Origin of the sequence: Heyndrickxia coagulans DSM 1 = ATCC 7050 (assembly GCF_000290615.1) — a bacterium.
Taxonomy (GTDB): Bacteria; Bacillota; Bacilli; order Bacillales; family Bacillaceae_C; genus Weizmannia; species Weizmannia coagulans.
In genome coordinates this window covers 33,797-58,921 of the sequence record NZ_ALAS01000215.1, presented here as the reverse complement: position 1 = coordinate 58,921, position 25,125 = coordinate 33,797, and the positions used below count along the sequence as shown (strand labels likewise).

Sequence of the window (25,125 nt, the reverse complement as noted above, 5' to 3'; positions counted from 1 at the left end):
ATCCGCACGAGGGGCAAGCGTGCATTGAAGCGGTTTAAAAAAGTGTATGCCCATTTTGACCGGGTAGTGGTGGGGTCTGAAAAAATGAAGTATAATTTTATGAAGGCTTCGAGAGCTTTTGGGAAGAATATGAGCAATTAGAACTTCGACCTGCAGCTTTTTACACTGAAGAGATTGCAGTACATTAAAGAAGATAATTTCGACATGAACAGGATTACTGATTTTTCAAGTCTTTAGAATCAATAATCTACTGGGAATTCCAGTTATAATTTAATTACATATTTGTATTAGCATAGTAGGAATTCTGCTTCCGGGAGGAGTTAAAATACATATGGTGGAAACAAAAAGATGTACTTTGAAAGAACTAAAATTTCAGCATGATGATTATTTGCTCGAAATATATGTTCCATTGTATATTGCTGAAGACCAGTCTCCGCTGCAACTTACCCTTGTTAGCCGTTATAGAGGGTTGAAAAAAACATATAGCATACAAGAACTATCAAAAAGCGGGGAAGTTTGTGTAGTTTGTTCAAAGATAGAAAAAAAAGAGCTTGATCACTTCGTGCTTTTTGACGATATTTGGGATGTATATTTAACAAAAGAGAAAATAACAGAACTGGACACTGAAGAAGATGAAGAAACAGGAGAGCCTTTCAGGTTTCGATTAAGGAGTAATACTCAGCATATTGAGTTATTATATTATGTGAATCGGCAAGAAAATAAAATTTTTTTACCTTTTTCAACAAACAAAGGAAATGTTTCATTTCGGATAAAGGATCCAAGAGTAATTGCGAAAGTTGAAAGAGTGTCCATTGATAAGACAGGGCTAATTTCTTTGAGTGGCTTTGTTGTAGATCCAACAGGAAAAGATCGGTTAGAAGAGAGAGAATTTATTTTAAGGAATAAAAAGCAGGAAATTGAAATTAAATACCCGGCTCAATTTATTAATCGTGAGGATTTAACCAAAGATTATGGCCATCATGGATTAGATTTTAGTCATGCAGGCTTTTATGTCGAAATAAAGTCTCAAGATATCGCTCTCTTAGGGGAAGGAAAAGTCCGATATAAATCGTATTTAAAAATAAATGTAGACGGAGAGGTAAAAGAATCGGCACGTTTAAAATTTATTCCGGACAGCCCATTTAGTAAAGGACAAAAATACATTAAAAAATATAATGGTCAAAAGAAAAAACTGCTTGTGACCAGAACCAAGAAAAAGAAGTTTTTATCAATTTCTGTAGATGATTACCGCTATTCTACTCACCTGAAATTAATTGTGAAGAGAAGGATACGGAAAATTAAAAGAAGCAGATATACGAAACGAGCATATCAGTTTGCATTTAAATTTGTTGGAATGTTTCCGGCAAATAAAAAGCTCGTTATGTTCGAAAGCTTTCTTGGAAAACAGTATAGTGATAACCCTCGTGCTATTTACGAATACATGAAAGAAAAGTACCCGGGGTATAAATTATATTGGAGTGTTGATAGGAGGTTTTCTTTTAATTTTGAGAATAGGGATTTAATTGTTGTAAAACGTCTTTCAATCAGATGGCTGTTTGCTATGGCGAGGGCAAGATACTGGGTTGTGAACAGCAGAATGCCGCTTTGGATACCGAAGCCGGCTCATACAGTCTATCTTCAAACCTGGCATGGGACGCCGTTAAAAAAACTGGCTGCTGATATGGAAGAAGTTCATATGCCCGGCACAACAACTGAGAAATATAAACGTAATTTCCTTAAAGAAGCGAGCCATTGGGACTACCTTATTTCTCCAAATGCTTATTCTACTGAAATTTTCAGACGAGCTTTCCGCTTTGACAAGGAAATACTTGAGACGGGGTATCCTCGTAACGATTTTCTTTTCAAAAAAAATCACCCTGAAGAAATACGGGCTTTGAAACTCAAATACGGGCTCCCGGAAGATAAAAAAATTATTTTATATGCTCCGACATGGAGAGACAATAAGTATTATGGGAAAGGCAAGTATAAGTTTGACTTGGCATTAGATTTGGAAAAACTTAAGGAGAAATTAGGTGATCAATATATCATTGTGATGCGGATGCACTATCTTGTTGCCAGCAAACTGGATCTAAAGCTTTATACTGGGTTTGCTTATGATTTCTCTAATCATGAGGATATCCGGGAATTGTACCTCTTAGCCGATTTATTAATTACAGATTATTCATCCGTGTTCTTTGACTATGCAATCCTAAAGCGGCCAATGATCTTTTTTGTTTATGATATTGATGAGTACCGTGACAAATTACGTGGTTTCTATTTTGACTTTGAAAAGAGCGCACCAGGGCCGCTAGTAAAAACAACTGATGAAATCATTAATGAAATTAAAAAGCTTGATGCGAATGGCTATAAACTTCCGGAGTCTTTTAGTGTTTTTTATAAACAATTCTGTTATTTGGAATCCGGAAGATCATCTGAAAAAGTCGTAAACCGCGTTTTTCTAGGAAGGAAAGAAATATGAAATCAGCTATTATTGTCATAAGGGAACAAATAAATAGTTTTTATCTAATCCTTAGATTGTCGGCTTATGAAATGAGAAGCCAAAATAAAAGTAATTACCTGGGAGTTTTGTGGGAAATCATTAACCCGATGATTCAAATATCTATATATTGGTTTGTATTCGGTTTTGGTATTAGAGGAGGGCATCCTCGCCCTCAATTTATTCCATGGATGCTTTCGGGTATATCTGTATGGTTTTTTATTTACCCTTCTGTCTTGCAGGGTTCTAGATCTGTTTATACAAGAATTAAAATGGTAGCGAAGATGAATTTTCCACTAAGTGCCATTCCCAGTTATGTGATTTTGTCTAAGTCTTATCAACATTTCATGCTTTTAGCGATTGTTATTGTGGCCTTAAATTTAAAGGGATATCCGGTTTCTATTTATTATATTGGTATACCCTATTACTTTATTAGCGTCTATATTTTTGTATTTGGATTGTCCCTTGTTACTTCAACTTTATCGACTATTGTTCGGGATGTACAAAATATAGTTCAAGCTCTTATGAGAATGATGATTTATCTTACACCAATTTTATGGAATCCTAATACACTTTCTCCCAAAATACAAGCAGTTTTAAAGCTTAATCCGTTTTATTATGTCATTGAAGGTTATCGATACTCATTACTCGGAAATGGAGGATGGTATTTTATTGATCATTGGCACTATACATTATATTATTGGGGAATGACCATTTTTATTTTTATTATAGGTTGTATCTTACATGTAAAATTTAGAAATCGGTTTGTTGACTTTCTTTAAGTTAACCTTTTATAAGAGGAATATCTAAAAAAGGCTGGGATTATTGTGGACGAAAAACAACTGTTGGAAAAGAGGAAGGCTTTCGAGAGGCAAAATAATATTAAGTATAATTTGGAAGGTTACTTTGTTAAAAATAAAAAATATTTTTTGAAAACAAATGTTTATCCTAAGGTAACAGTAGTGACGCCGGTTTATAATGCGGAGAAAAATTTAGAAAAGACAATCAAGTCAGTGATTAATCAAACGATTGGCTTTGAAAATATTGAGTATATTCTAGTGGATGATTGTTCGAACGATAATTCTAGGAAAATCTTATTGGAATTCAGTGAAAAATATTCAAACATTGTAGTTGTTTTTTTGAAGAAAAATACAGGGACACCTGCTCAGCCTAGAAATTTGGGAATAAAATTGTCAAATGCAGATTATATAACGTTTTTGGATGCTGATGACTGGCTCGATCCAAATGGCATAAAAGAAATGTATGATATTTTAGAGAAAACAGGGGACGACTATATTGTAGGCAAAACGATAGAAGTGAATTCGAAGGGGAATAAAATTGTAGGGGAACATGAGTCGTGTGAGGAAAGAAGAAGTGTTTCTCCATTTTCAATCCCACATATTTTTCAACATTTAGGACCGAGAGCCAGAATGATGAGAACAAAGTTATTAAAGGAAAATAAAATAAGATTCCCTGAAATGCGATTTGCAGAGGATAAACAATTTTTTATAGATGTTCTTATTAATTGTAAAGCAATCTCCACAACAACTGTGCCAATTTATTATCTAAATAGGTTGGATGAAAATAATGGTTCTTTAACAAAGAAAACGGATATTACAGAGAAAATGGAGAGCAATATTGCGGTAATCAATTATGTTATCAAGAAACGTTTAGATGTAGAGAAAGAAAAAATGATATTAAATCGATTATACGAATTTGACTCCATTACTCGGCTCTTTAACAGGCAACATTTTTTAAAGAGCAAAAACAAAAGTACTTATTTCAATATTTTTGAGGAAGTACTAAAAACAACCCAAAAATTAAGATACGATTTTTCGGAAAACTTTTTCAAACCAATTAACAAAGCCGCGTATGAACTTTTTAAAGAAGGTCGATATGACGATATTGAAAAATTGTTCAAATGGGAAAAGGGGGAGAAGGTAAAGGATGTATTAATTAAAAACCAGCTTCCTTATGTTGTTTCCCCTTTGAAAGATGAAAAATATAAATTCATCAGAGTTTCAATGCTTGCTGTTTTTCAAAAAGATTATTTTGAAGGGGATTGCTACCATTTAATATTTAGTGTTTATGGGGACTATGTAGACAAAGTGAAAGATGTTTTGTTTGTTGATAAACAGAATGCACTGTACCAAAAAGCTTATCCTGTAGATATTGATGAAAATGGAACTGCCCATTTAGTGGTGAATATGGAGGAATTAAAACCCCTTCCGACTTCGAGTTTTACAATATATTTGCGATACAATGGATACGAAAAAACAAATATAAGAAGAATCAACGAAAATAAAATCACTTATGAAGGGCGAAATTACACTTTCTATACAACTGTTAACTCTAATATTGCCCTTAAGATAAAATGAATAAAAAAGTGCCTCGAAAAGGCGCTTTCTTTGTATATTGAGCCTGCTACAAAAGACATGCTGGATAAAATTTTGAGCAAAGATAAAAACCGGTAACTTGAGATTATTTAACTGAATTTTTTAACAAATATTTTATATTTTGATGACCAGATTTGGGCTTTTATTTAACTTTATCTGAGTCGTTCAGCCAGATATCTGAGAGTAACAAATTTGAATACGAAAATTATTGTAGATTTCAACAGAATTATTAAAAATCGGATGTTTTAACTTATTTTTTACGTTTTTCAGTATGCATTTGAATTTTTATTTGCATTCAAATATGCTATAGATATTAGGTCAAAACAGAAACTTTGCTTTCCTGTTTTTCGTAAGAGTGTTGTAGGTATAAAAAAGGAGGCCCCCCATGGAAAACAAACGAAAACGGATTTTGGATATGGTGAAGGACGGGAAGTTGTCGACGGATGAGGCGCTAACGCTGTTGGAGGCTTTGGACCGGGAAGAGGCGGGCGAAATGGCGCCGAAAGAGGATCCGGCAGAAAGCGGGAAACAGGATGCAAACGGCGGCAGCGGAGAGGCTGGGAGCACAACCGGGCAGAAAAAGTTCCGGGATGCAGACCGGAATATTAATGAAACGAAAGAAAAACTGTTTGATCTTGTCGGCGGCGCGCTGAAAAAAATAAAGGACTTTGATCTTCAGCTGGGCCAGTCTGCCGAAGTCTCCCATGTCTTCCAGCAAAGCCTGCCGGAAACCGATATGATTGAATTGGATATCGCAAACGGGCATTTAACGTTTAAACAATGGGATCAGGAAGATGTGCGAGTGGAATGTCAGGCAAAAGTGTACCGTACCAATGACAGGGAAGATGCCCGCAGTTTTCTGCTCAACAATAGCACGTTTTCGGTGGAGGGCGGCAGGCTTGTGTTTTCTACGCAATCCAAATGGATGAAAGTGGATACTGCCGTTTACGTTCCGGCGTCCCGCTACCGGAAAATCACGTTGAGCACTTTCAATGGAAACGTCCAGGTGAAAGACATTCAGGCAGACCAGTTAAAAGTGAAAACACTCCACGGAAAAGTACTTGTGGAACATGCCGATTTGGAAACGGCGGAAGTCGAAACGGGAAACGGCACCATTGATTTTGACGGAAATACAATCGGGCAGGTTGAAGCACAGACGATGAACGGGGATATCCGGTGGAACGGTGCTTGCAGGCGGTCAGACTTTGAAGCCTTTAACGGCAATATTACGGTAAAAATGGCTCCGGGCGCCGATTCATTGCACAGCAAGACCGTCTCCGGAAACATTGAAATGACCATCCCGGAAAACATCTCCGTACATGGGGAAGGAAAAACCAACTTCGGCAACTTTGCGATCGACCTTCAAGGCATGGAGAAATATGAAGAACGAAAAGAAATGATTCAGAAAGTGGCGCGGTTCAGCAGAAAAGGGACCACCGAGCCCGCATTATACATTTTTGCCGATGCCAAAACAGGGTCCATTACGATCAACGAACAAAAGTTGGAGGAAGAAGAAAGCCCGGAAGCATAATCGCATTTTTGCCGGGGAGCAGAAATTCCGCGAAAAAAAGATGCGTGCCTGCTCTGCTACTGGCATCAGCAGCTGTGTCGTTATATACTGTAAAAAGAACCATACAGAAAAGGTTTGATGATCATGCGCTGGTTACTTGGAATCTTGATCAATGCTGTATTATTTATTGCCCTTTCCGGCTATTTTCATGGCTTTTATGTCGAAAATATCGGGGCTGCCGTTATGTCAAGCCTCGTCTTGTCCATTTTGAATATTTTGGTGCGGCCGATCCTGATTTTGCTTACATTGCCGATCACGATTCTCACCCTGGGCATCTTTTTGCTCGTCATCAACGCGATTACGCTTGTGCTGACGGATGAACTGATGGGCGCAAGTTTTGAAATTGACAGCTTCGGCATGGCTTTTATCGTAGCGGTCATCATGGCGGTCGTAAACTTGATTTTACAGAAAACCGTATTCCGTAAATAAGACAGGCGGCGGACCGGACAGAGGCTTTGAAAAAGCGGCGGCGAATACCCGCCGTTTTTTCATGCCATGGCCCGATAGGCTAAATCATTTTCAGGCAGCCAAACTGTTTTACAATGAAAACGCACCGCCCGGCATTTATTTCAAAGGACTTAAGCATGAAGCATCCATCTTTTTACAACAGGGTGGCGATTTTTCGTTCATTTATAGCGTCCGCCCTTTTGGAAGAGGAGAAAAGCAGCATCCGCTCTGATTTGCCATGCAGGCCCTGAACCGCTTTAACGCAGTTTATACGGCATGGGATGATTTTTGGTTGAAAAGGGTGGAACGGGCCCTTTGGGAAATGATAAAATAATAAGAAGCCTTTGAATCATCAACAAGCCGTTCCGGTGGTTTTCATCCGGAATTAACAGGAGGAATTACAGTGGCAAAGGTGCGCGTAGCAGATATTATTGAACATTTTAATCTGGAATTGATCAGTGGGGAAGAGGGCATCCACCGCCCCATTACCACAAGCGATATTTCACGGCCGGGGCTCGAGATGACGGGATTTTTCGATTATTACCCGGCCGACCGGATCCAGCTGCTCGGGATGACGGAAATCACATTCAGCAACAGGCTCTCGCCGGAAGAACGGAAAAGCAGGATGGACAACTTATGCAGCGATATTACACCGGGCATCGTGATATCACGTAATTTGGAAGTGCCGGATGAATTAAAAGAAGCTTCCGAAGAAAAGTCGGTCCCTGTGATGCGGACGCCGATGAAAACAACCCGGTTTTCAAGCCGCTTAACCAATTATTTGGAATTTAAGCTCGCCCCGGCAACAGCCATCCACGGTGTGCTTGTGGATGTGTACGGGGTCGGCGTTCTGATTACCGGCAAAAGCGGTGTCGGCAAAAGCGAAACAGCGCTTGAACTTGTCAAAAGGGGGCACCGCCTTGTCGCGGATGACTGCGTGGAGATTGTCCAGGAAGAAGAAGGGTCTCTGATCGGGCATGCGCCGGAATTGATCGAGCACTTGCTTGAAATCCGCGGCCTTGGCATTATCAATGTCATGACGTTGTTTGGCGCTGGCGCGGTCCGCAGCCATAAAAAAATTACCATGATCGCCAATCTTGAGTTATGGGACGAGCATAAGCAATATGACCGGCTCGGGTTGGATGAGGAAAAAGTCAAAATCCTTGATACCGAAATTACAAAGATGACGGTACCGGTACGGCCGGGGCGGAACCTCGCCATCATCATCGAAGTGGCGGCGATGAATTACCGCCTGAAAAATATGGGCGTCAATGCGGCGCGGCAATTCACGGCCAAGCTCGCAAACGTCATTGAAGAACACGAACAGGGAACGGAAGAAGAAAAGAACGAACCGTAAAAATGGCCGGCTGTATTTTAGGCTGGCCTTTACGGCGCGGAAAAAAAGGAGTGGTTGTGGAAAATGGATTCGAATATAACCCCGCTCGATCCGATTGCATTTCATTTAGGCGGGTTTAGTGTGCACTGGTACGGAATCATTATCGGCTGCGGCATTCTTTTGGGCCTTGCCCTCGCGATGCGGGAAGCTGACCGGCTTTCGGTTGACCAAAATATCATTGCCGATTTATGCATATGGGCGATTCCGGTTTCAATTATTTGCGCCCGTATTTACTATGTCCTGTTTGAATGGAAATATTATGCACAACATACAAGTGAAATCATTAAAATCTGGAATGGCGGCATTGCCATTCACGGCGCGCTGATCGGGGCGGTCGCCACCGCGATTCTTTTTACACGTGCAAAGGGTGTTTCTTTCTGGAAAATTGCAGATATCGTTGCGCCAAGCCTGATTTTAGGGCAGGCGATCGGGCGCTGGGGCAATTTTATGAATCAGGAGGCGCACGGCCGGGCTGTGTCCAGGGCTTTTCTCGAAAACTTGCATCTCCCGGACTGGATCATCAATCAAATGTACATAAACGGCACTTATTACCAGCCAACATTTTTATACGAATCACTTTGGGATCTTGCAGGTTTCGTTTTTTTGCTTTTGTTGAGAAGGCGGGCGGCGATGCACAGGGGCGAGATTTTCCTGACCTATCTTATCTGGTACTCGATCGGCCGGTTCTTTATCGAAGGCTTGCGGACGGACAGCCTGATGTTGACCGCGCATATCCGCATGGCGCAGGTTGTATCTTTCATACTGATTGTTTGCGCGCTCATTCTCTGGTTTTACCGTAGAAAAACAGGCTTATCGGCCAAACGATATGACGAGCAGTGAAGAGGATTGATTTTTCCGGATAGTTCAGCCCGTTGCTGGCAGAAAAACGGGCTTGACAGCCAAACGTTTTATGAGCCTTGAAAAGAAAGAGGGAAGCAGATTGAAAAACCGGATTACGACATTGCTGTTTGACTTTGACGGTACTTTAATTGACACAAACGAATTGATTATCCAATCCTTTTTATATACGCTCAATGCGTACTATCCGGGCCGTTATAGCCGCGGGGATGTGCTCATTTTTAACGGCCCGCCTTTAATCGACACGTTTGCGTCGATCGATCCGGAACGGGCGGAGGAAATGACTGCCAAATACCGGGCGTATAATATTCAGCAGCATGATGCGCTTGTCAAGGAATTTCCGGGCGTATATGACACGATTAAAATGCTTAAGGAACACCGCTTTAAACTCGGGATTGTTTCAACAAAAATGAAGGGCACCATCATGAAAGGGATGAAACTTGCAAAATTGGAACCGTTTTTTGACGTGGTGGTGGCGCTTGATGATGTCAAAAAGGCCAAACCGGATCCGGAGCCTGTCCAAAAAGCGCTCCGCCTTCTCGGTTCGAAGCCGGAAGAAGCGATCATGATCGGAGATAATTACCATGATATCGAAGCGGGGAAAAATGCCGGCACCTTGTCGGCCGGTGTCGCATGGTCGGCAAAAGGGCGCGCTTTTCTTGAGCAATACAACCCGGATTTTATGCTCGAAACGATGCCGGATCTTGCTGAAATTGTCGGGGTCCATGTAAAATGAGAAATACAAAGCGGTATCCGGTTAAAGGATCGAATGCCCTTTGGCAAATTTATAAAACCGTTTCGTTCTGGAAAGTGTTTAAAAATGTGCTTGTCATTGAAATCGCGCGTTTTCTTCCGTTTTTGCGCCTCAAAAATCAAATGTACCGCACCTTTTTGTACATGGAAGTCGGGGACAAGACGGCTTTTGCCTACAAAGCGCTTGTCGATATTCTGTTCCCGGAGATGATCACAGTCGGCAAAAACTGCGTGATCGGCTATCATACGACCATTCTCGCGCATGAATATTTGATTGATGAATACCGGATTGGTGAAGTGGTAATTGGCGATGATGTGATGATTGGCGCGAACACGACCATCCTTCCCGGCGTAACGATCGGAGACGGGGCGGTGGTGGCCGCCGGTTCTGTCGTCCATAAAGATGTGCCGTCCGGTTCCTTTGCCTGCGGGAACCCGCTTCAAATCAGGCATAAAAGCAGCGAAAAGAACGGTCCGGGACAAACAAAACTGTAAAAAAGGGAAGAATTACTTCATCCCAAAAGGTTAAAGGCTTCCCGATTGTATGTTATACTACAAGAAATAATGAATGTTACTTGTTTGTGAGGGAACAACATGAGCAAAGATTCCAAATTAAGGCAGGAGCATGGCAATGTGCTGTCTTTTATACCGACGGGAGAATACTATTTTAATAAAGGTGTCCAGGCTTATGACCGCCGGGATATCAAAAAAGCATTGAAATATATGCAGCGCGCTGCCCAGCTTGACCCGTACGATCCGGTCATCGCCTGCCAGCTTGCGATCATTTATACCTATTGCGAAGAATATCGAAAGGCAATTGACATTTTTCGCCATATCCTGGCAAAACTTGATCCCGGCATGGTCGAATGCCATTATTTTATTGCCAATAATTATGCGGACCTCGGGCTTTTTGATGAAGCTTTATACAATGCACGGAAATATCTTGAACTGGACCCGTTTGGCGAGTACAGGGAGGAAGCGGAAGAACTCATTTATATACTGAACGCCGAAAAAGAGGATGAAACGGGTTCTTTTTCGTATGAACAGGACGAACTCATGGCAAGGCAGGAGGAAGCCAGGCAGTATCTCGAAGCGGGACATTTCGAAATGGCGCTTTCGGAGCTGAACAAATTGATCAAGAAATATCCTGATTTTTGGTCCGCCTACAACAACATGGCACTTGCGTATTTTTACCTTGGCCAGACGGAAAAAGCGGTTGCGGTGCTGATGGATTTGCTCGAAAAGAACCCCGGCAATCTTCATGCGCTTTGCAATTTAGCGGTCTTTTACTACCATAAACACGATGACGAAAAGCTGGAACAGATTGTACGCGGCCTTGAAAAAGTCCGGCCAGTGTTACTGGACCATCAATATAAACTTGGCGCCACATTTGCGATTGTCGGACGCTATGAAGAGGCGTACCTTTGGCTGAACCGGTTGAGAAAAGCTGGATTTGACGGGGATGCTTCGTTTTACTACTGGCTTTCGCAGGCGGCTTACCATACGGGCCGGCAACAGGCAGCAGAAGCCGCCTGGGAACAGCTCGTGGAACTGAATCCGGAGAAAAAAGGCTGCGAACCATGGAACCGGGAAATGGAAAAGAAAATGAACGAGAAAAATGTCCAATTTGTTTTGGACAGGCTGAACAGTGCGGAGTTGCCCGAGCGGTTTTTCGGGATTTTCATGATCGGGTTGTCCAGCAACCGTTCGGATATTGTCTCGCATCCGGATTTTAAGCCGCTTGATGATTTTACGCTTGCCGAAAAAATTTACCTCGCCCATGTGCTGGAATCGGATATTCGCGAGCGGTTTGACCCGGATGAGGTGTTTGTGCACGGCCACAATATTGCATGTATTCTCCACAGCCATTACGGGCCGATGTTTCCGGGCTACACCAACTTAATGATCGCCTGGTTTTCGATCTTTTTAACCGGCCTGAAACGCGGGGAACGGTTTCAAAATGAGGCCGGATTTGCCGCCGCTTTCGATTACTTGTGGCACCGCCAAAAAGGCGACAAAGTGTCCCAGCAGGCGATTGCAAAGGAGTACCGGATTTCCGTCTCCACGTTAAGGAAATACGCAAACCGGATCAAATCGCTCCTTTAAGCACAAGAATGGACGATAAACCAATATTCCTTTACTATAGAGAATGAAAGAAAACCCCACTGCATAAAAGAAAGTGGGGTTTTTTCGAAAAAATCGTATGGAATTGCATCTTTGTGGAACGATGAAAACAGGCGGCCTGCGGTTTCCCGGCCGCGGCCCTTCAATAAGGAGTGGTACAAACGATGAGTGAAGAACAAATTTATGATGTGATCATTATCGGGGCGGGGCCTGCCGGGATGACAGCTGCCGTTTACGCATCGCGGTCAAACTTGAAAACCTTGATGATCGAGCGCGGCGTTCCGGGCGGCCAGATGGTCAACACGGAAGAAGTGGAAAATTATCCGGGTTATGAATCGATTCTCGGCCCGGAGCTGTCAAATAAAATGTTTGAACATGCCAAAAAGTTTGGTGCCGAATATGCATACGGCGATATTAAAGGCATTGACACAGACGGGGATTATAAAATTGTCAAAGCGGGCACAAAAGCATACAAAGCGCTTGCTGTGATTATCGCAACGGGCGCCCAATATAAGAAACTCGGTGTCAAAGGCGAAAACGAACTGGGCGGCCGCGGCGTTTCTTATTGTGCGGTGTGCGACGGCGCTTTCTTCAAAGGAAAAGACCTCGTTGTGGTTGGCGGCGGCGACTCGGCTGTCGAAGAAGGAAATTACCTGACGCGCTTTGCCAATAAAGTGACAATTGTACACCGGCGTGATCAGCTGCGGGCGCAAAAAATCCTGCAGGACCGGGCTTTTAAAAATGAAAAAATTGACTTTATCTGGAATCATACGGTGAAAGAAATCCACGAAGAAAACGGAAAAGTCGGCTCTGTCACGCTCGTTTCGACTGTGGACGGATCGGAAAAACCATTTAAAACGGACGGCGTTTTCATTTATATTGGCATGGTGCCTTTGACCAAGCCTTTTGAAAACCTGGGCATTACCAATGAAGCCGGTTATATTGTGACGAATGAGGAAATGGAAACAAAAATTCCGGGCATTTTTGCAGCCGGTGATGTCCGCGAAAAAACGCTCCGCCAAATTGTCACGGCAACAGGAGACGGCAGCATTGCCGCACAAAACGCCCAGCATTATGTGGAAGAATTGAAAGAAGCTATGAAAGCCGGTTGAGTGCTGGATAAAAAGGCGTGCATCCCCCGGCATTTTGTCGAAACAGGGAAGTTTGAAACGTCAAGTGGTTTTAACGTGTTTGTAACCCGTATGAAATAAACTTGCGGTATGATATAAATATAAATTGACCCCCTTTTTTATATGTTTGAACCAAGAACACTTATGGCTCCGGCTATAAGCGGTTCAAAGACCCTATCTCCCAGGCACAGGAAAACCCTGTGCCCTTTTTTTGTGCAAAACTTGCAGCCGGTGCAGGATATTGCGCTGCTTTTTCCGATTGATAATGCGCTGGTTCTTTGATACGGGAGATGAAAGACAATTAAAGGGGTGGCGTGCGCCCATTTGTCCTTCATCGGCATAATGAAAGACAGAACAAAGCGTGGCTGCCGGCTATTTGTCCTTCATTTGCCCGGTGAAAGACAAAACAAAGTTCGGGAGCCACGGCCTTTCACCCGCGCGATTTTCTCGATTGGGGAAAACTTGACATATACGGGGCGGGTGCATTCATTGTTCAACCATTTCATTAATAGTATAATAAAAAAGTACATGGTTTTTACGCACGGGAAAGGTTTATCCATCGGTTGAATAGATGCGGATTTGTCCGCATCATTCCGGTTCAGATATGAGGTGACTCCTTTGCAAAGAATAACAAATTGTGTATTCATCAAGGACGGACAGGTTTTATTGCTGCAAAAGCCGCGGCGCAACTGGTGGGTTGCACCTGGCGGGAAAATGGAACAGGGAGAATCGGTCCGTGAAGCCGTGATTCGCGAATACCGCGAAGAAACTGGCATTTATTTAAAACACCCTGATTTAAAAGGCGTTTTCACGATTGTCATCAAAGACAGGGATAAACCCGTGTCTGAATGGATGATGTTTACGTTTGTCGCAACAGACGGCGACGGCAAAAACTTCGAGCAATCTGCTGAAGGAATTTTGCAGTGGCATGCTATTGATGAAATTAAAAACTTGCCGATGGCGGCGGGAGATACCCATATTTTGGAATATATGGTCCACGGAAGCGGCATCATCTACGGCCAGTTTACGTACACGCCCGACTTTGAATTGCTTTCATACAGGCTCGATCCAAGCTGAAACGCCATGCTAAATTTTCCGTCAGGGGGAAAAAGAATGGGTTTAGAAGGAAATCAAATGCAGTTTGTCATCATTACCGGCATGAGCGGGGCCGGAAAAACGGTTGCGATCCAAAGCCTGGAGGATCTCGGGTTTTTCTGTGTCGATAATTTGCCGCCGACGCTTTTGCCAAAATTTCTGGAACTGATGAAAGATGCCAGTAATAAAATGAATAAAGTCGCGCTTGTAATGGATTTGCGCGGCCGCGAATTCTTTGATGACTTGTTCCGGGCACTGGATGAACTTGACAAGTCTTCGTGGGTTACGCCCACCATTTTATTTTTGGATGCGGATGATTCTGTGCTCGTGCGCAGGTATAAAGAAACGCGCCGGTCCCACCCGCTTTCGCCGGATGGGACGCCGCTCGAAGGGATACAGCAGGAAAGAAAAATCCTCGAGGAGCTGAAAGGGCGCGCGCAGCTTATTCTCAACACATCCAATTTAAAACCGCGCGAACTCCGCGAAAAAATCGTGTTGGAGTTTTCGGCGAATAAGCAGTCGGTTTTCACGGTCAATGTCCTGTCGTTCGGCTTTAAAAACGGCATTCCGATTGACTGCGACCTTGTTTTTGATGTCCGGTTTTTGCCGAATCCGTTCTACATTGAGCATATGCGCCCGAAAACCGGACTGGACGAAGAGGTATACACTTACGTTTTAAAATGGAATGAAACGCAAAAATTTCTTGAAAAGCTGACCGATTTGCTTGCTTTTATGCTCCCGCATTACAAACGGGAAGGGAAAAGCCAGCTGGTGATCGGCATCGGGTGCACGGGCGGCCAACACCGTTCTGTCGCGCTTGCCGAGTATATCGGCCATTTTTTTGAAAAAGACTATCATACAACGATTTCCCACCGTGATATCAAAAGAAAGGAGGAGCGTAAGCCATGAGGCATCCGAAAATTGTGCTGATCGGAGGCGGGACAGGGCTCCCGGTGCTTTTGCGGGGGCTGAAAAAATACCCGGTTGAGATCAGTGCCATTGTAACTGTTGCAGATGACGGCGGGAGTTCCGGAAGAATCCGTCATGAAATGGATATGCCTTCCCCAGGGGACATCCGCAATGTGCTCGCAGCTCTATCCGATGTGGAGCCGCTGCTTGAAAAAATGTTCCAGCACCGTTTTGAAACCGGCGATGAACTTTCCGGGCATTCGCTTGGCAATCTGATCATTGCGGCGCTCACTTCGATAACTGGAGATTTTGTACACGCCGTAAAGGAACTGAGCAAAGTCCTGAATGTCCGGGGGCAGGTTTTACCGTCCGCCAACCAAAGTGTCGTGCTGCACGCGGAAATGGAAGACGGATCGATCATTGCCGGGGAATCCAAAATTCCGAAGTCCGGCAAAAAAATCAAAAGGGTGTTTTTGACGCCTGAAGTCATTCAGCCGCTTCCGGAAACATTAACGGCCATTCAGGAAGCTGACCTGATCGTGATCGGCCCGGGCAGCCTTTATACAAGCATTTTGCCGAATTTAATGGTGCCGGGTCTTGGAGAAGCGGTATGCCAGGCACATGCGAAAAAAGTGTATGTATGCAATTTGATGACACAGGCGGGCGAGACGAATGATTATACTGCCGCGGATCACGTGCAGACGATTTTCAACCATATGGGCAGTGCCTGCATTGATACGATCCTCGTCAATGATGAAGATGTGCCGGAACCGGTTATGAGCCGGTACCGCGAGGAGCTGGCACAGCCTGTTGTATACGACGTGAAGCGTTTAATGGGGCTCGGCCTGGAGGTGGTTTCGGGAAATATTTTAACGTATAAAGGCGGGGTCATCCGCCACGATACGGAAAAAGTTGCCGAAATCCTTTATGATATTTTGAAAAAGCAGCAATGGCTTTCACGCTCCAGTGCCCGGTGAAAGGATAAAGGTGGAACATCCCCTTTTCATGTGCATTTTTTCGCATAGCTCTAAATTTTGCCAAGGGAGGGGCCTGGAGGATGTCATTTGCATCAGAGATCAAGAAAGAGCTGACCAATTTAGCAGTAAAAGATTGCTGCGTGAGATCCGAATTATCGGCACTGATCCGGATGAACGGATCTTTATCTTTTTCCAACAAGGTGCTGGTTGTCAATGTGCAGACGGAAAATGCCGCCATTGCCCGGCGGATTTACGTCCTTGTAAAAAGATTATATGATGTCCCGGTGGAATTATTAGTCAGGAAAAAAATGCGCCTGAAAAAAAACAATGTCTACATTGTCAGGCTGAAGGCCCGGGCAAAAGAAGTATTGGAAGATTTGCATATTCTCGGTGAACATTTTACCTTTACCCGGAATATTTCCCCGGAACTGCTGAAGAAGAAGTGCTGCAAACGCTCCTATTTGCGCGGGGCTTTTCTGGCGGGCGGATCCGTTAACAATCCGGAAACTTCCTCTTATCATTTGGAAATTTCCTCCCAATACAAAGAACACAACGATGCACTATGCCGCCTGATGAACGGGTTTCATTTAAACAGCAAAACGCTTGAAAGAAAAAAAGGATATATTACGTATTTAAAAGAAGCGGAAAAGATTACGGAATTTCTCAATATTATCGGCGCCCATCATGCCCTGCTCCGGTTTGAAGATGTCCGGATTGTCCGGGATATGCGCAATTCCGTCAACCGGCTCGTCAATTGCGAAACGGCCAATTTGAATAAGACGATCGGGGCGGCCCTCCGCCAAGTGGAAAATATCCGCTATATTGAAGAAACGGTCGGCCTTGACGTACTGCCGGAGAAATTGCGCGAGATTGCAGTATTGCGCGTGAACCATCAGGATGTGACGTTGAAGGAACTCGGCGAAATGGTGTCCGGCGGGCATATCAGCAAATCCGGCATCAATCACCGGCTCCGCAAAATCGATGAAATTGCCGAAAAACTGCGGGCAAACGGGCCTGCCAATAAAAATTCATAATGGGTGCCAAAAATTAATCATGTAAGATGGATAGGTTTAAAAAGTATAAAGACGGGGGGCGTATTGGCAGAAGGCGCCCCCGTCCTGCTACTTGAAAGGAGAGGGTTATCGTGATCGAAAAACAATTGGAAGTGAAATTAAAATCCGGTTTGCAGGCGCGCCCTGCAGCCCAATTTGTCCAGGAAGCCACCCGCTTTTCATCGGAAATTTTTCTTGAAAAAGAAGGAAGAAAGGTAAATGCAAAAAGCATTATGGGGCTGATGACCCTTGCTGCGGGCCACGGGGAAACTGTTACGCTGAGCGTGGACGGGAGCGATGAAGAAGAAGCTTTTGAACACTTGGCAAACTATATTGAAGGGAAAGAAAAACTTCCGTCCTGATGTAAGCGCATGCGGCCGTCAGCCTGCGGGTTTTTCAAACACAGCACAAGGCCGCCCGTTTGCGGACGGCCTTGTTCAATCTTATTTCAATTCTTTTTTTGTCATAATATGGTCAATCAAACCATATTCTTTTGCTTTTTCCGCGCTCATGAAGTTATCGCGGTCTGTATCCCTTTCGATCACTTCAATCGGCTGGCCGGTATGGTCGGACAAAATTTTGTTTAATTTCGCGCGCGTGTACAAAATATGTTTTGCCGCGATTTCAATTTCTGTTGCCTGGCCTTGGGCGCCGCCTAATGGTTGGTGAATCATCACTTCGCTGTTCGGCAGGGCATAACGTTTCCCTTTCGTGCCGGCGGTCAACAGCACGGAGCCCATTGATGCAGCCATCCCGACGCAAATCGTTTGCACGTCCGGTTTGATGATCTGCATGGTGTCATAAATGGCAAGGCCCGCAGTGACACTCCCGCCAGGACTGTTAATATAAAGATAAATATCTTTTTCAGGGTTTTCCGCTTCCAGGAACAAAAGCTGGGAAACAATCGAGTTGGAAACATTGTCGTCAATCGCGCTGCCAAGCATAATAATCCGGTCTTTTAACAGGCGGGAATAAATGTCGTATGCGCGTTCCCCGCGGTTTGTTTGTTCAATTACTGTGGGAATTAAATTCATATTGAGTATCCTCCTTCTTCTCTTCGGAATGGTCCATCATATGCTAATCATGGATGTTAAAGGAATTATTCTCCATCCTTATGTACTGATCATACAATATTGGTCAATGAAGGTCAAAAGAATTGCCTTCACCTGAACTATAATACCCATCATAACCAAATTCCGATAAAATAAAACCAAAAAGGGGCTTGCTTTTTTGTTCATTGTCCTTTATAATCTATTATTGTTGAATCACTTATTGCCCTCGTGGTGCAAAGGATAGCACGTGAGATTCCGGTTCTCAAAATGTGGGTTCGATTCCTGCCGAGGGCGTTTTCTAAAAACTGAACAACTAGCTTAAAATTTTTTAAAACCCTTGATACGACTGCATTTGCAGTCGTTTTTCTTTTTCTCTGAATGTGAAAAAATAATGCAACAATCGATTGAATTTTTCACCGATTTTGCACTACAAATCTCATTCATTGCGCCACCTGCGACATTTCGTTCATAGTGCCATATATTCAGGTTTTGAACAGTTTCTGTATAAATCATGGAACTTGAAAAACGAACGTTTGTCCTTTATAATAAAACTGAAAAATAAGAAAAGAGGTGTTGCCATTGGAACTGGTAATGGAAAAGAAAACCGGTTACAATGTACATGATCGTTTGTTTAAGGAGCTGATCCAAAACTTTTTTCAGGAGTTTATGGAGGCGTTTTTCCCGGATGTGTCAGCGGATCTCGACTACCGCCGGGTGAGGTTTTTGTCGCAGGAACAGTTTACGGACTTTCCGGGCGGTGAACAAAAACGGGTTGATATCCTTGCCGAAACGAAGGTAAAAGGGAAAGACACCGTGATTCTCATCCATGTAGAGCCGCAGTCATATTACGAGAAACCCTTTCCTGAACGCATGTTTCGTTATTATATGATGATCAGTCTCCGGCACCAGAAACCGGTATTGCCGATTGCCGTTTTCAGTTATGAGGAGAAAACAGAAACCCCTGATACATACACCTTTGCGTTCCACAACATTGAAATTCTTCGTTTTCACTATTTATCCATTCATCTGATGAAACAAAATTGGAGAAATTATATCCGGAGCAACAACCCTGTTGCCGCGGCATTATTAAGCAAAATGGGGTATACAGAAAAAGAACGGGTGCAGGTCAAACTGGAGTTTCTGCGGATGCTGGCACGCATGGAACTCGACCCTGCAAAAATGAGGCTGTTACACGGTTTCTTTGATTATTATTTAAAACTGAACGAAAAAGAGGAGGCGGAAGTGATGGAAAACATTAAGATGCTGGATCCGGATGAAGCAGAGCAAGTATTAAAGCTGCCAAATTCTTACTTTGACCGCGGGTTTAAGAGGGGGAAAGAGGAAGGCAGAGAAGAAGGAATTGAAATAGGAGTAGAGAAGGGAAGAGAAGAAGAAAGAAAAAAATTGCTGCAAACGATTCCAATTGCCATCAAAATGTTGCTGGCGGGTATGGAGCTTCAATTAATTGTAGAAAAAACCGGTCTGAGCCAGACGGAAGTGGAAAAAATAAAACAGCAACTGGAGCATTCATAAGATGGAAGTCAGATTTCCCGGTGTGGATGGAAAAGAAGTTGTCCTGGACTTGCCGAATTCCTATTTTGATCGCGGGTATAAGAAGGGAATTGAAATAGGAGTAGAGAAGGGAAGAAAAGAAGAAAGAGAAGAAGGGGAAGATAAGTTAAGAAGATTTATTGCTAACTTGCTAAAAAATCAAGTGGATGTGAAGGTCATCGCCCAAGCATCCGGCTTGAGTGAAGACGAGATCATGAAGATCAAAGGGCAGATAGAATGGGAAAAGCCTTGAACCCGAGTTATGACGAGACGGAGCAAGTATTAAAGCTGCCAAATTCTTACTTTGACCGCGGGTATAAAAAGGGGAAAGAGGAAGGAAGAAAAGAAGAAAGAGAAGAAGGTGAGCAAAGGTTAAGAAGATTTATTATCAACTTGTTAAAAAATCAAGTGGATGTAAAAGTCATTGCCCAAGCATTCGGCTTGAGTGAAGACGAGATCATGAAAATCAAAAGGCAGATAGAGAGGGAAAAGCCTTGAATACGGGTTATGACGAAACAGAACTAGTATTGAAGCTGTCGAATTCTTATTTTGATCCGCGAATATATGAAATAAAATAAGTGCACACCATTGCGAACAGGCTCTCAGGGCGGTAGCAACCCGCAATGCATTGAAAAAACGGCCGGCCTGAGTCAGCAGGGGTGCCGTTCAAGCGGTCGTTAGCGGGGTATGATGTCTGTTACAATCCGGCAAATCCGGAGAGTGGCAGGCATTTTTTCAGGACTGTGACACCGGCAAACGGTAAATGTACGGCATTGGCCGGCTCGTGAACGGATATGCCGCTTTTTTGGTGCAAGATTTCTGAAAATATGTTCTCAAAAAGGAATTGAACAGCGACTCGCGAGCGTTGAGGTGTTGCTTTGCGGGAATTTATAGTAAAATAAACTTGCAGCTACATATCGGCAAGTTTTTTAGGCTTGCCGCCGTTTTGCAAAAGCCAAATGTAAGCACATACAGGAGGGGAAGAAAGTGGAGTACCGGATTGAAAAAGACACACTCGGAGAAATGAAAGTGCCGCGGGACAAATATTGGGGGGCACAAACGCAGCGCAGCAAGGAAAACTTCCCGATCGGCGGGGAAAAAATGCCGATGGAAGTGATCCGCGCTTTTGCCCATTTGAAAAAAGCGGCTGCCGTCAGCAACAACCGCCTCGGCAAATTATCGGATGCCAAAATGAAGGCTATTGTTCAGGCTTGTGAAGAAGTGCTGGACGGGAAATTTGACGGGCATTTTCCGCTTGTTGTCTGGCAAACAGGCAGCGGCACCCAGTCAAATATGAATGTGAATGAAGTGGTGGCAAGAAGGGCAAACGAAATCCTTTCCGCCCAAAACAGTGCAGAACACGTCCATCCGAACGATGATGTGAATATGTCGCAAAGCTCGAACGATACGTTCCCGACTGCGATGCATATTGCCGCCTACCATGAACTGCAGACAAGGCTGCTGCCGCCGCTGGAACAGCTGAAAGAAACGCTGCTTGAAAAAGAAAAAGCATACATGAAAATCATCAAAATCGGGCGCACGCATTTGCAGGATGCAACGCCGCTCACTCTCGGCCAGGAAATCAGCGGCTGGCGTGCCATGCTGGAAAAAAGCGAACGCATGATCAAAGAAAGCGCAAAACATATTTTGAACCTGGCGATCGGCGGCACGGCTGTCGGCACCGGCATTAATGCGGACCCGACTTTCGGCGGTAAAGTTGCGGAAGAACTAGAAAAACAAACCGGCTACCCGTTTGTTTCTTCTGATAACAAATTCCATGCGCTCACAAGCCATGACGAAATCGTTCATGTCCACGGGGCATTAAAAGGGCTTGCTGCAGATTTAATGAAAATAGCCAATGATGTCAGATGGCTTGCGAGCGGGCCGAGAAGCGGCATCGGTGAGATTTCGATTCCGGCCAATGAACCGGGCAGCTCGATTATGCCTGGCAAAGTCAATCCGACCCAGTGCGAAGCTTTGACGATGGTAGCGGTCCAGGTATTCGGGAATGATGCCGCAATCGGATTTGCCGCAAGCCAAGGCAACTTTGAATTAAATGTATTTAAACCGGTAATTATATATAACTTCCTGCAGTCCGTCCATCTGCTCGGCGATGCGATGAAGTCATTTGATGAAAGATGCGTGCGCGGCATTGAACCGAATGTGGAAACGATCCGGGAAAATGTCAATCGTTCCCTCATGCTGGTGACGGCCCTGAATCCGCATATCGGTTATGAAAAAGCGGCCCAGATCGCGAAACTGGCTTTCAAGGAAGGCACAACGCTGAAAGAAGCCGCCATTAAAACAGGTTATGTAACCGAAGAACAATATGATGAGTGGATCGTGCCGGAAAAAATGGTCAATTTAAATCACTGATAAAAAGGGAGGCGGTTGCCCCCCTTTTTTTAGCCATTTTATTGGTTTGTTATATTACGAATGGAAAGTACCGCCAAGTTGTTGTTCAGCCATTTGCACAAGGCGTTTTGTAATTTCTCCCCCGACAGATCCGTTCGCGCGGGATGTCGTGTCTGCGCCGAGGTTTACGCCGAATTCTTGTGCGATTTCGTATTTCATTTGGTCGAGAGCCTGCTCAGCACCGGAAACTAACAATTGGTTTGAATTGCTGTTGTTTGCCATCTGTGTCATCTCCTTGTTGTAAGTTTTTTGGTTGGGCCGGCTGGAATTGCACCAGCAAGCGGGGAATTCCCCGCCACCTTCTTGGTTGAACCCAGCGGAATGTGATCGATGTACTACGTATTATGGAGGAAAAAATTTTAATTATACTGGTTCCCGGCTGGTAACTATTGGCGGCGATTGCGGAGAAAATCAAAAAGCCGGATATAACAGCGAGGCACTGAAAAAGCACCCCAAAAATAGAAAAGACGTTGAGACACTCATGCTGCTTGTGTTTCAACGTCTTTTTGCATTTTATATGTTGGATATACGGATATAAAAAATCACTTTTTCAGTGGCAGGCTTTCTGGTTCACCCAATCCTTAACTCTGTTTCGGCATCAAAGAAATGGGCTTTATTCATATCAAGCCCGAGCGTGATTTCGTCACCCGGTTTGACAACTGTTCTGGAATCGATGCGGGAGATAAACTCCTGCCCGTTGATTCTGGAATAGAGCATCGTTTCAGCGCCATGAAGTTCAGAAACATCAATCGTGGCTTTGATGGCCGAGCCCGGCATTGTTTCAATGAAAACAGGTTCATCGTGGATGTCTTCAGGGCGGACACCAAGAATGACATCTTTGCCGATATGGCTTTTCAAATGTTTCATTTTCCCTTCCGGCACATCAAGCTGGACCGATTCGTTTAAGTGAAATTTGCCGTTGTCCAGTTTACCGCGGAAGAAGTTCATCGCTGGCGAGCCGATAAAACCGGCGACGAACAGGTTGGCAGGTAAGTCGTATACTTCGCGCGGCGTTCCGACTTGCTGGATGACACCATCTTTCATGACGACAATCCTTGAAGCCATCGTCATCGCTTCCGTCTGGTCATGTGTCACATAAATGGTCGTCGTTTGCAGCCGCTGGTGAAGCCGGGCAATTTCGGTCCGCATTTGCACCCGCAATTTCGCGTCCAGATTGGATAAAGGTTCGTCCATGAGGAACACTTTTGCATCCCTTACAATCGCGCGGCCGAGGGCAACCCGTTGCCTTTGCCCGCCTGATAAAGCTTTCGGTTTCCGTTTTAAATATTCTTCAAGGCCAAGGATTTTTGCGGCTTCCTGTACCCGCTTGTCAATTTCCGCTTTCGGCACTTTGCGGAGTTTCAGCCCGAATGCCATATTGTCGTATACCGTCATATGCGGATAAAGCGCATAGTTCTGGAATACCATCGCGATATCACGGTCTTTCGGCGCTACATCGTTCACCCGTTTGCCGTCCATGTATAAATCGCCTTTTGAAATTTCTTCAAGCCCGGCAATCATCCTGAGCGTCGTCGATTTCCCGCAGCCGGAAGGACCGACAAATACAATGAATTCCTTGTCCTTAATATGTAGATTAAAATCGGATACAGCGGTTACATTATTGTCGTAAATCTTATAAATATGCTCAAGCGCCAGTTCTGTCATCGTAAAAACCCTCCCCTGTCATAAGTTGTCTTTATTATAAGGAAAACCCTTTCGTAAAGGGAACGGCAGGATGCACAAAAAATGCAGGGCGATTTTCGGCACCCTGCCCATCCCGTTTTCCCGGCAGATTGGCGCAGTAAAATCCGGGGGCCGGGATCCTTGGAAATTTGAAAGCGGCTCGTTTTCCAATCTTCCGGTTGCGCGGCATTCATTGCAACATGGGATACGATGCCGGTATGCCGCTCTTGATACAACCGGTTAGCCAACTGGTGCCATTTTGAGTAAAACGGGCTTGTTTCCTTTTCAAGGCAAATAACGCGCGGCTTATCGGTGGGAGTTGCCGTCAAAGGTTTCGAGACAGGCGAAATACGCAAAGATGGCATCTGTAAAATGTTTTAAATCCAAGCCCGTTTTTTCTTCAAATTTTTCAATCCGGTACTGCAAGGAATTGCGGTGGATGAACAATTGTTTTGCCGTCAGGCTGGCATTCGCAAAATTTTCAAGATACCGTTTGATCGTTTGCCCCATTTCCCGGTCTTCTTCAAACAGCCTGCGCAGTGATTGGAAGAGCAGGCCCTTTTCCCCTTCAGGCAAATGGGACAGCAAATAAAGAGGGAGCAGAGCATGAGCCGTGAACAAAGCGGACGTTTTCCGGCGGCTTTTGGCAAATTCGAAAAGCCGGCGTTCGAATTGGAAGCTGCGCTTTAATGCCGCCACTTCCTTAAATTCGCCTAAATACAGCAAAACAGGGGTATAGAAATCCCCTTCAAACGCACGGATGGATGCCTCTAGATCGTCTTCGGCCGCTGCTGTTCCGCTTTTTTCTTCAATCACCATGCCTTCAAGCTGATTGGTCATCATCACCAAGACATCATGCACAAACATGTTTTTGATGGCTTCCTGAACGCCGGATACATCCGGCCCTTCTTTTGCCAGCGCAAACTGTGTAACGCGGTATACGCCGCCACGGGCAGGGGCCTCGGCATCCGGCAAAAACAGGTAGTCATACCATTTGGATGCTTCGCCCGCCGTGCCTGGAGCATTTTCCCGGAATTTGGGGAATAATGTTTTCAACAGCATCGTTTCTTCCGGCGTCAATTCGCCCGGATCAATCCCGAAATACTGTTTTTCTTCTTCCATCCAAAACCATAACAAAGGTTTCGCTGCAATCGGTTCATCTGCAATGCAGGCATTTGGATACCTTGTTTTTAATCTGTCGAGCATGTTTGGATCCCTCG

Annotated in this window: 24 protein-coding genes and 1 tRNA gene; 21 read left to right on the top strand and 4 right to left on the bottom strand. The window is 44.2% G+C overall.

Features of this window, described 5'->3' with window-relative positions:
- Window positions 1-331: 331 nt before the first annotated feature.
- The 16 genes from IC21_RS17600 to IC21_RS11910 all read left to right on the top strand — a co-directional run bounded on the left by IC21_RS17600 (window position 332) and on the right by IC21_RS11910 (window position 17,566).
- Window positions 332-2,479 carry a CDP-glycerol glycerophosphotransferase family protein gene (locus tag IC21_RS17600; RefSeq protein WP_050996537.1) on the top strand — a complete coding sequence of 716 codons (2,148 nt, stop codon included), beginning with the start codon at window positions 332-334 and terminating at the stop codon, window positions 2,477-2,479.
- Window positions 2,476-3,279, top strand: coding sequence for an ABC transporter permease (locus IC21_RS11980; RefSeq protein WP_029141773.1), 804 nt, complete (start codon window positions 2,476-2,478; stop codon window positions 3,277-3,279). The genes IC21_RS17600 and IC21_RS11980 overlap by 4 nt, the downstream gene beginning before the upstream one ends.
- A gap of 45 nt (window positions 3,280-3,324) precedes the next feature.
- Window positions 3,325-4,875, top strand: a complete 1,551-nt coding sequence (locus tag IC21_RS11975) for a glycosyltransferase family 2 protein (RefSeq protein ID WP_029713773.1) — start codon at window positions 3,325-3,327, stop codon at window positions 4,873-4,875.
- 403 nt (window positions 4,876-5,278) lie between these two features.
- Window positions 5,279-6,424, top strand: a complete 1,146-nt coding sequence (locus tag IC21_RS11970; RefSeq protein WP_029141771.1) for a DUF4097 family beta strand repeat-containing protein — start codon at window positions 5,279-5,281, stop codon at window positions 6,422-6,424.
- Window positions 6,425-6,547: 123 nt separating this feature from the next.
- Window positions 6,548-6,892 carry a phage holin family protein gene (locus IC21_RS11965; protein ID WP_029141770.1) on the top strand — a complete coding sequence of 115 codons (345 nt, stop codon included), beginning with the start codon at window positions 6,548-6,550 and terminating at the stop codon, window positions 6,890-6,892.
- Window positions 6,893-7,313: 421 nt separating this feature from the next.
- Window positions 7,314-8,267 (top strand): HPr(Ser) kinase/phosphatase, encoded by a 954-nt coding sequence (gene hprK / locus IC21_RS11960; RefSeq protein WP_029141769.1) that lies wholly within the window; start codon window positions 7,314-7,316, stop codon window positions 8,265-8,267.
- Between the two features lie 63 nt (window positions 8,268-8,330).
- Window positions 8,331-9,146 carry a prolipoprotein diacylglyceryl transferase gene (lgt, locus tag IC21_RS11955; protein ID WP_013858682.1) on the top strand — a complete coding sequence of 272 codons (816 nt, stop codon included), beginning with the start codon at window positions 8,331-8,333 and terminating at the stop codon, window positions 9,144-9,146.
- Between the two features lie 100 nt (window positions 9,147-9,246).
- Window positions 9,247-9,900, top strand: coding sequence for a pyrophosphatase PpaX (ppaX, locus tag IC21_RS11950; RefSeq protein ID WP_029141768.1), 654 nt, complete (start codon window positions 9,247-9,249; stop codon window positions 9,898-9,900).
- A complete protein-coding gene (locus IC21_RS11945; RefSeq protein ID WP_029141767.1) occupies window positions 9,897-10,412 on the top strand; it encodes an acyltransferase in 516 nt (171 codons plus the stop codon). The genes ppaX and IC21_RS11945 overlap by 4 nt, the downstream gene beginning before the upstream one ends.
- Before the next feature lie 99 nt (window positions 10,413-10,511).
- Window positions 10,512-12,023, top strand: coding sequence for a tetratricopeptide repeat protein (locus tag IC21_RS11940; RefSeq protein WP_029141766.1), 1,512 nt, complete (start codon window positions 10,512-10,514; stop codon window positions 12,021-12,023).
- Between the two features lie 182 nt (window positions 12,024-12,205).
- Window positions 12,206-13,153 (top strand): thioredoxin-disulfide reductase, encoded by a 948-nt coding sequence (gene trxB, locus IC21_RS11935; protein ID WP_013858686.1) that lies wholly within the window; start codon window positions 12,206-12,208, stop codon window positions 13,151-13,153.
- A gap of 636 nt (window positions 13,154-13,789) precedes the next feature.
- The gene (locus tag IC21_RS11930) at window positions 13,790-14,248 is read left to right on the top strand and encodes an NUDIX hydrolase (protein WP_013858688.1); all 459 of its coding nucleotides are present in this window, start codon (window positions 13,790-13,792) and stop codon (window positions 14,246-14,248) included.
- Window positions 14,249-14,284: 36 nt separating this feature from the next.
- Window positions 14,285-15,175 (top strand): RNase adapter RapZ, encoded by an 891-nt coding sequence (rapZ, locus tag IC21_RS11925; RefSeq protein ID WP_017551709.1) that lies wholly within the window; start codon window positions 14,285-14,287, stop codon window positions 15,173-15,175.
- Complete coding sequence (mgfK, locus tag IC21_RS11920) at window positions 15,172-16,152, top strand: gluconeogenesis morphogenetic factor MgfK (protein ID WP_029141765.1); 981 nt, start codon at window positions 15,172-15,174, stop codon at window positions 16,150-16,152. Before rapZ ends, mgfK begins: the two co-directional genes overlap by 4 nt.
- Before the next feature lie 80 nt (window positions 16,153-16,232).
- Window positions 16,233-17,186, top strand: coding sequence for a DNA-binding protein WhiA (gene whiA / locus IC21_RS11915; RefSeq protein ID WP_029141764.1), 954 nt, complete (start codon window positions 16,233-16,235; stop codon window positions 17,184-17,186).
- Window positions 17,187-17,296: 110 nt separating this feature from the next.
- A complete protein-coding gene (locus IC21_RS11910) occupies window positions 17,297-17,566 on the top strand; it encodes an HPr family phosphocarrier protein (protein ID WP_014095819.1) in 270 nt (89 codons plus the stop codon).
- Between the two features lie 81 nt (window positions 17,567-17,647).
- Here IC21_RS11910 and clpP read toward each other — a convergent pair whose 3' ends face one another.
- Complete coding sequence (gene clpP / locus IC21_RS11905) at window positions 17,648-18,238, bottom strand: ATP-dependent Clp endopeptidase proteolytic subunit ClpP (protein ID WP_013858693.1); 591 nt, start codon at window positions 18,236-18,238, stop codon at window positions 17,648-17,650.
- Between the two features lie 240 nt (window positions 18,239-18,478).
- On the opposite strand from clpP, the gene IC21_RS11900 reads away from it, so the two are divergent.
- From IC21_RS11900 to fumC, 5 genes are all read left to right on the top strand, one after another.
- Window positions 18,479-18,550 (top strand) — tRNA-Arg (locus IC21_RS11900).
- A gap of 285 nt (window positions 18,551-18,835) precedes the next feature.
- Entirely contained in the window at window positions 18,836-19,789 is a 954-nt protein-coding gene (locus tag IC21_RS11895) for an RpnC/YadD family protein (RefSeq protein WP_029141763.1), read from the top strand.
- 1 nt (window position 19,790) lies between these two features.
- Window positions 19,791-20,060, top strand: coding sequence for a hypothetical protein (locus IC21_RS11890; protein WP_029141762.1), 270 nt, complete (start codon window positions 19,791-19,793; stop codon window positions 20,058-20,060).
- Entirely contained in the window at window positions 20,057-20,305 is a 249-nt protein-coding gene (locus IC21_RS11885) for a hypothetical protein (RefSeq protein WP_013858697.1), read from the top strand. The genes IC21_RS11890 and IC21_RS11885 overlap by 4 nt, the downstream gene beginning before the upstream one ends.
- A gap of 489 nt (window positions 20,306-20,794) precedes the next feature.
- The gene (gene fumC / locus IC21_RS11880) at window positions 20,795-22,183 is read left to right on the top strand and encodes a class II fumarate hydratase (protein ID WP_029141761.1); all 1,389 of its coding nucleotides are present in this window, start codon (window positions 20,795-20,797) and stop codon (window positions 22,181-22,183) included.
- A 54-nt stretch (window positions 22,184-22,237) separates the two neighbouring features.
- Here the strand turns inward: fumC and IC21_RS11875 are convergent, their stop codons facing one another.
- From IC21_RS11875 to IC21_RS11860, 3 genes are all read right to left on the bottom strand, one after another.
- Window positions 22,238-22,444: an alpha/beta-type small acid-soluble spore protein gene (locus IC21_RS11875; protein WP_014095815.1), complete on the bottom strand. Its 207-nt coding sequence runs from the start codon at window positions 22,442-22,444 to the stop codon at window positions 22,238-22,240.
- A 348-nt stretch (window positions 22,445-22,792) separates the two neighbouring features.
- Window positions 22,793-23,887 (bottom strand): ABC transporter ATP-binding protein, encoded by a 1,095-nt coding sequence (locus tag IC21_RS11870; protein WP_029141760.1) that lies wholly within the window; start codon window positions 23,885-23,887, stop codon window positions 22,793-22,795.
- A gap of 324 nt (window positions 23,888-24,211) precedes the next feature.
- Window positions 24,212-25,111, bottom strand: coding sequence for a PucR family transcriptional regulator (locus IC21_RS11860; protein WP_029141759.1), 900 nt, complete (start codon window positions 25,109-25,111; stop codon window positions 24,212-24,214).
- Window positions 25,112-25,125 lie beyond the last annotated feature (14 nt).

Excerpts from the sequence above, each read along its gene's own strand:
- IC21_RS17600 (WP_050996537.1), top strand. The coding sequence starts at position 332 with ATGGTGGAAACAAAAAGATGTACTTTGAAAGAACTAAAATTTCAGCAT.
- IC21_RS11980 (WP_029141773.1), top strand. The coding sequence starts at position 2,476 with ATGAAATCAGCTATTATTGTCATAAGGGAACAAATAAATAGTTTTTAT.
- IC21_RS11970 (WP_029141771.1), top strand. The coding sequence starts at position 5,279 with ATGGAAAACAAACGAAAACGGATTTTGGATATGGTGAAGGACGGGAAG.
- IC21_RS11965 (WP_029141770.1), top strand. The coding sequence starts at position 6,548 with ATGCGCTGGTTACTTGGAATCTTGATCAATGCTGTATTATTTATTGCC.
- lgt (WP_013858682.1), top strand. The coding sequence starts at position 8,331 with ATGGATTCGAATATAACCCCGCTCGATCCGATTGCATTTCATTTAGGC.
- IC21_RS11945 (WP_029141767.1), top strand. The coding sequence starts at position 9,897 with ATGAGAAATACAAAGCGGTATCCGGTTAAAGGATCGAATGCCCTTTGG.
- IC21_RS11940 (WP_029141766.1), top strand. The coding sequence starts at position 10,512 with ATGAGCAAAGATTCCAAATTAAGGCAGGAGCATGGCAATGTGCTGTCT.
- trxB (WP_013858686.1), top strand. The coding sequence starts at position 12,206 with ATGAGTGAAGAACAAATTTATGATGTGATCATTATCGGGGCGGGGCCT.
- rapZ (WP_017551709.1), top strand. The coding sequence starts at position 14,285 with ATGGGTTTAGAAGGAAATCAAATGCAGTTTGTCATCATTACCGGCATG.
- mgfK (WP_029141765.1), top strand. The coding sequence starts at position 15,172 with ATGAGGCATCCGAAAATTGTGCTGATCGGAGGCGGGACAGGGCTCCCG.
- whiA (WP_029141764.1), top strand. The coding sequence starts at position 16,233 with ATGTCATTTGCATCAGAGATCAAGAAAGAGCTGACCAATTTAGCAGTA.
- clpP (WP_013858693.1), bottom strand. The coding sequence starts at position 18,238 with ATGAATTTAATTCCCACAGTAATTGAACAAACAAACCGCGGGGAACGC.
- IC21_RS11890 (WP_029141762.1), top strand. The coding sequence starts at position 19,791 with ATGGAAGTCAGATTTCCCGGTGTGGATGGAAAAGAAGTTGTCCTGGAC.
- IC21_RS11875 (WP_014095815.1), bottom strand. The coding sequence starts at position 22,444 with ATGGCAAACAACAGCAATTCAAACCAATTGTTAGTTTCCGGTGCTGAG.
- IC21_RS11870 (WP_029141760.1), bottom strand. The coding sequence starts at position 23,887 with ATGACAGAACTGGCGCTTGAGCATATTTATAAGATTTACGACAATAAT.
- IC21_RS11860 (WP_029141759.1), bottom strand. The coding sequence starts at position 25,111 with ATGCTCGACAGATTAAAAACAAGGTATCCAAATGCCTGCATTGCAGAT.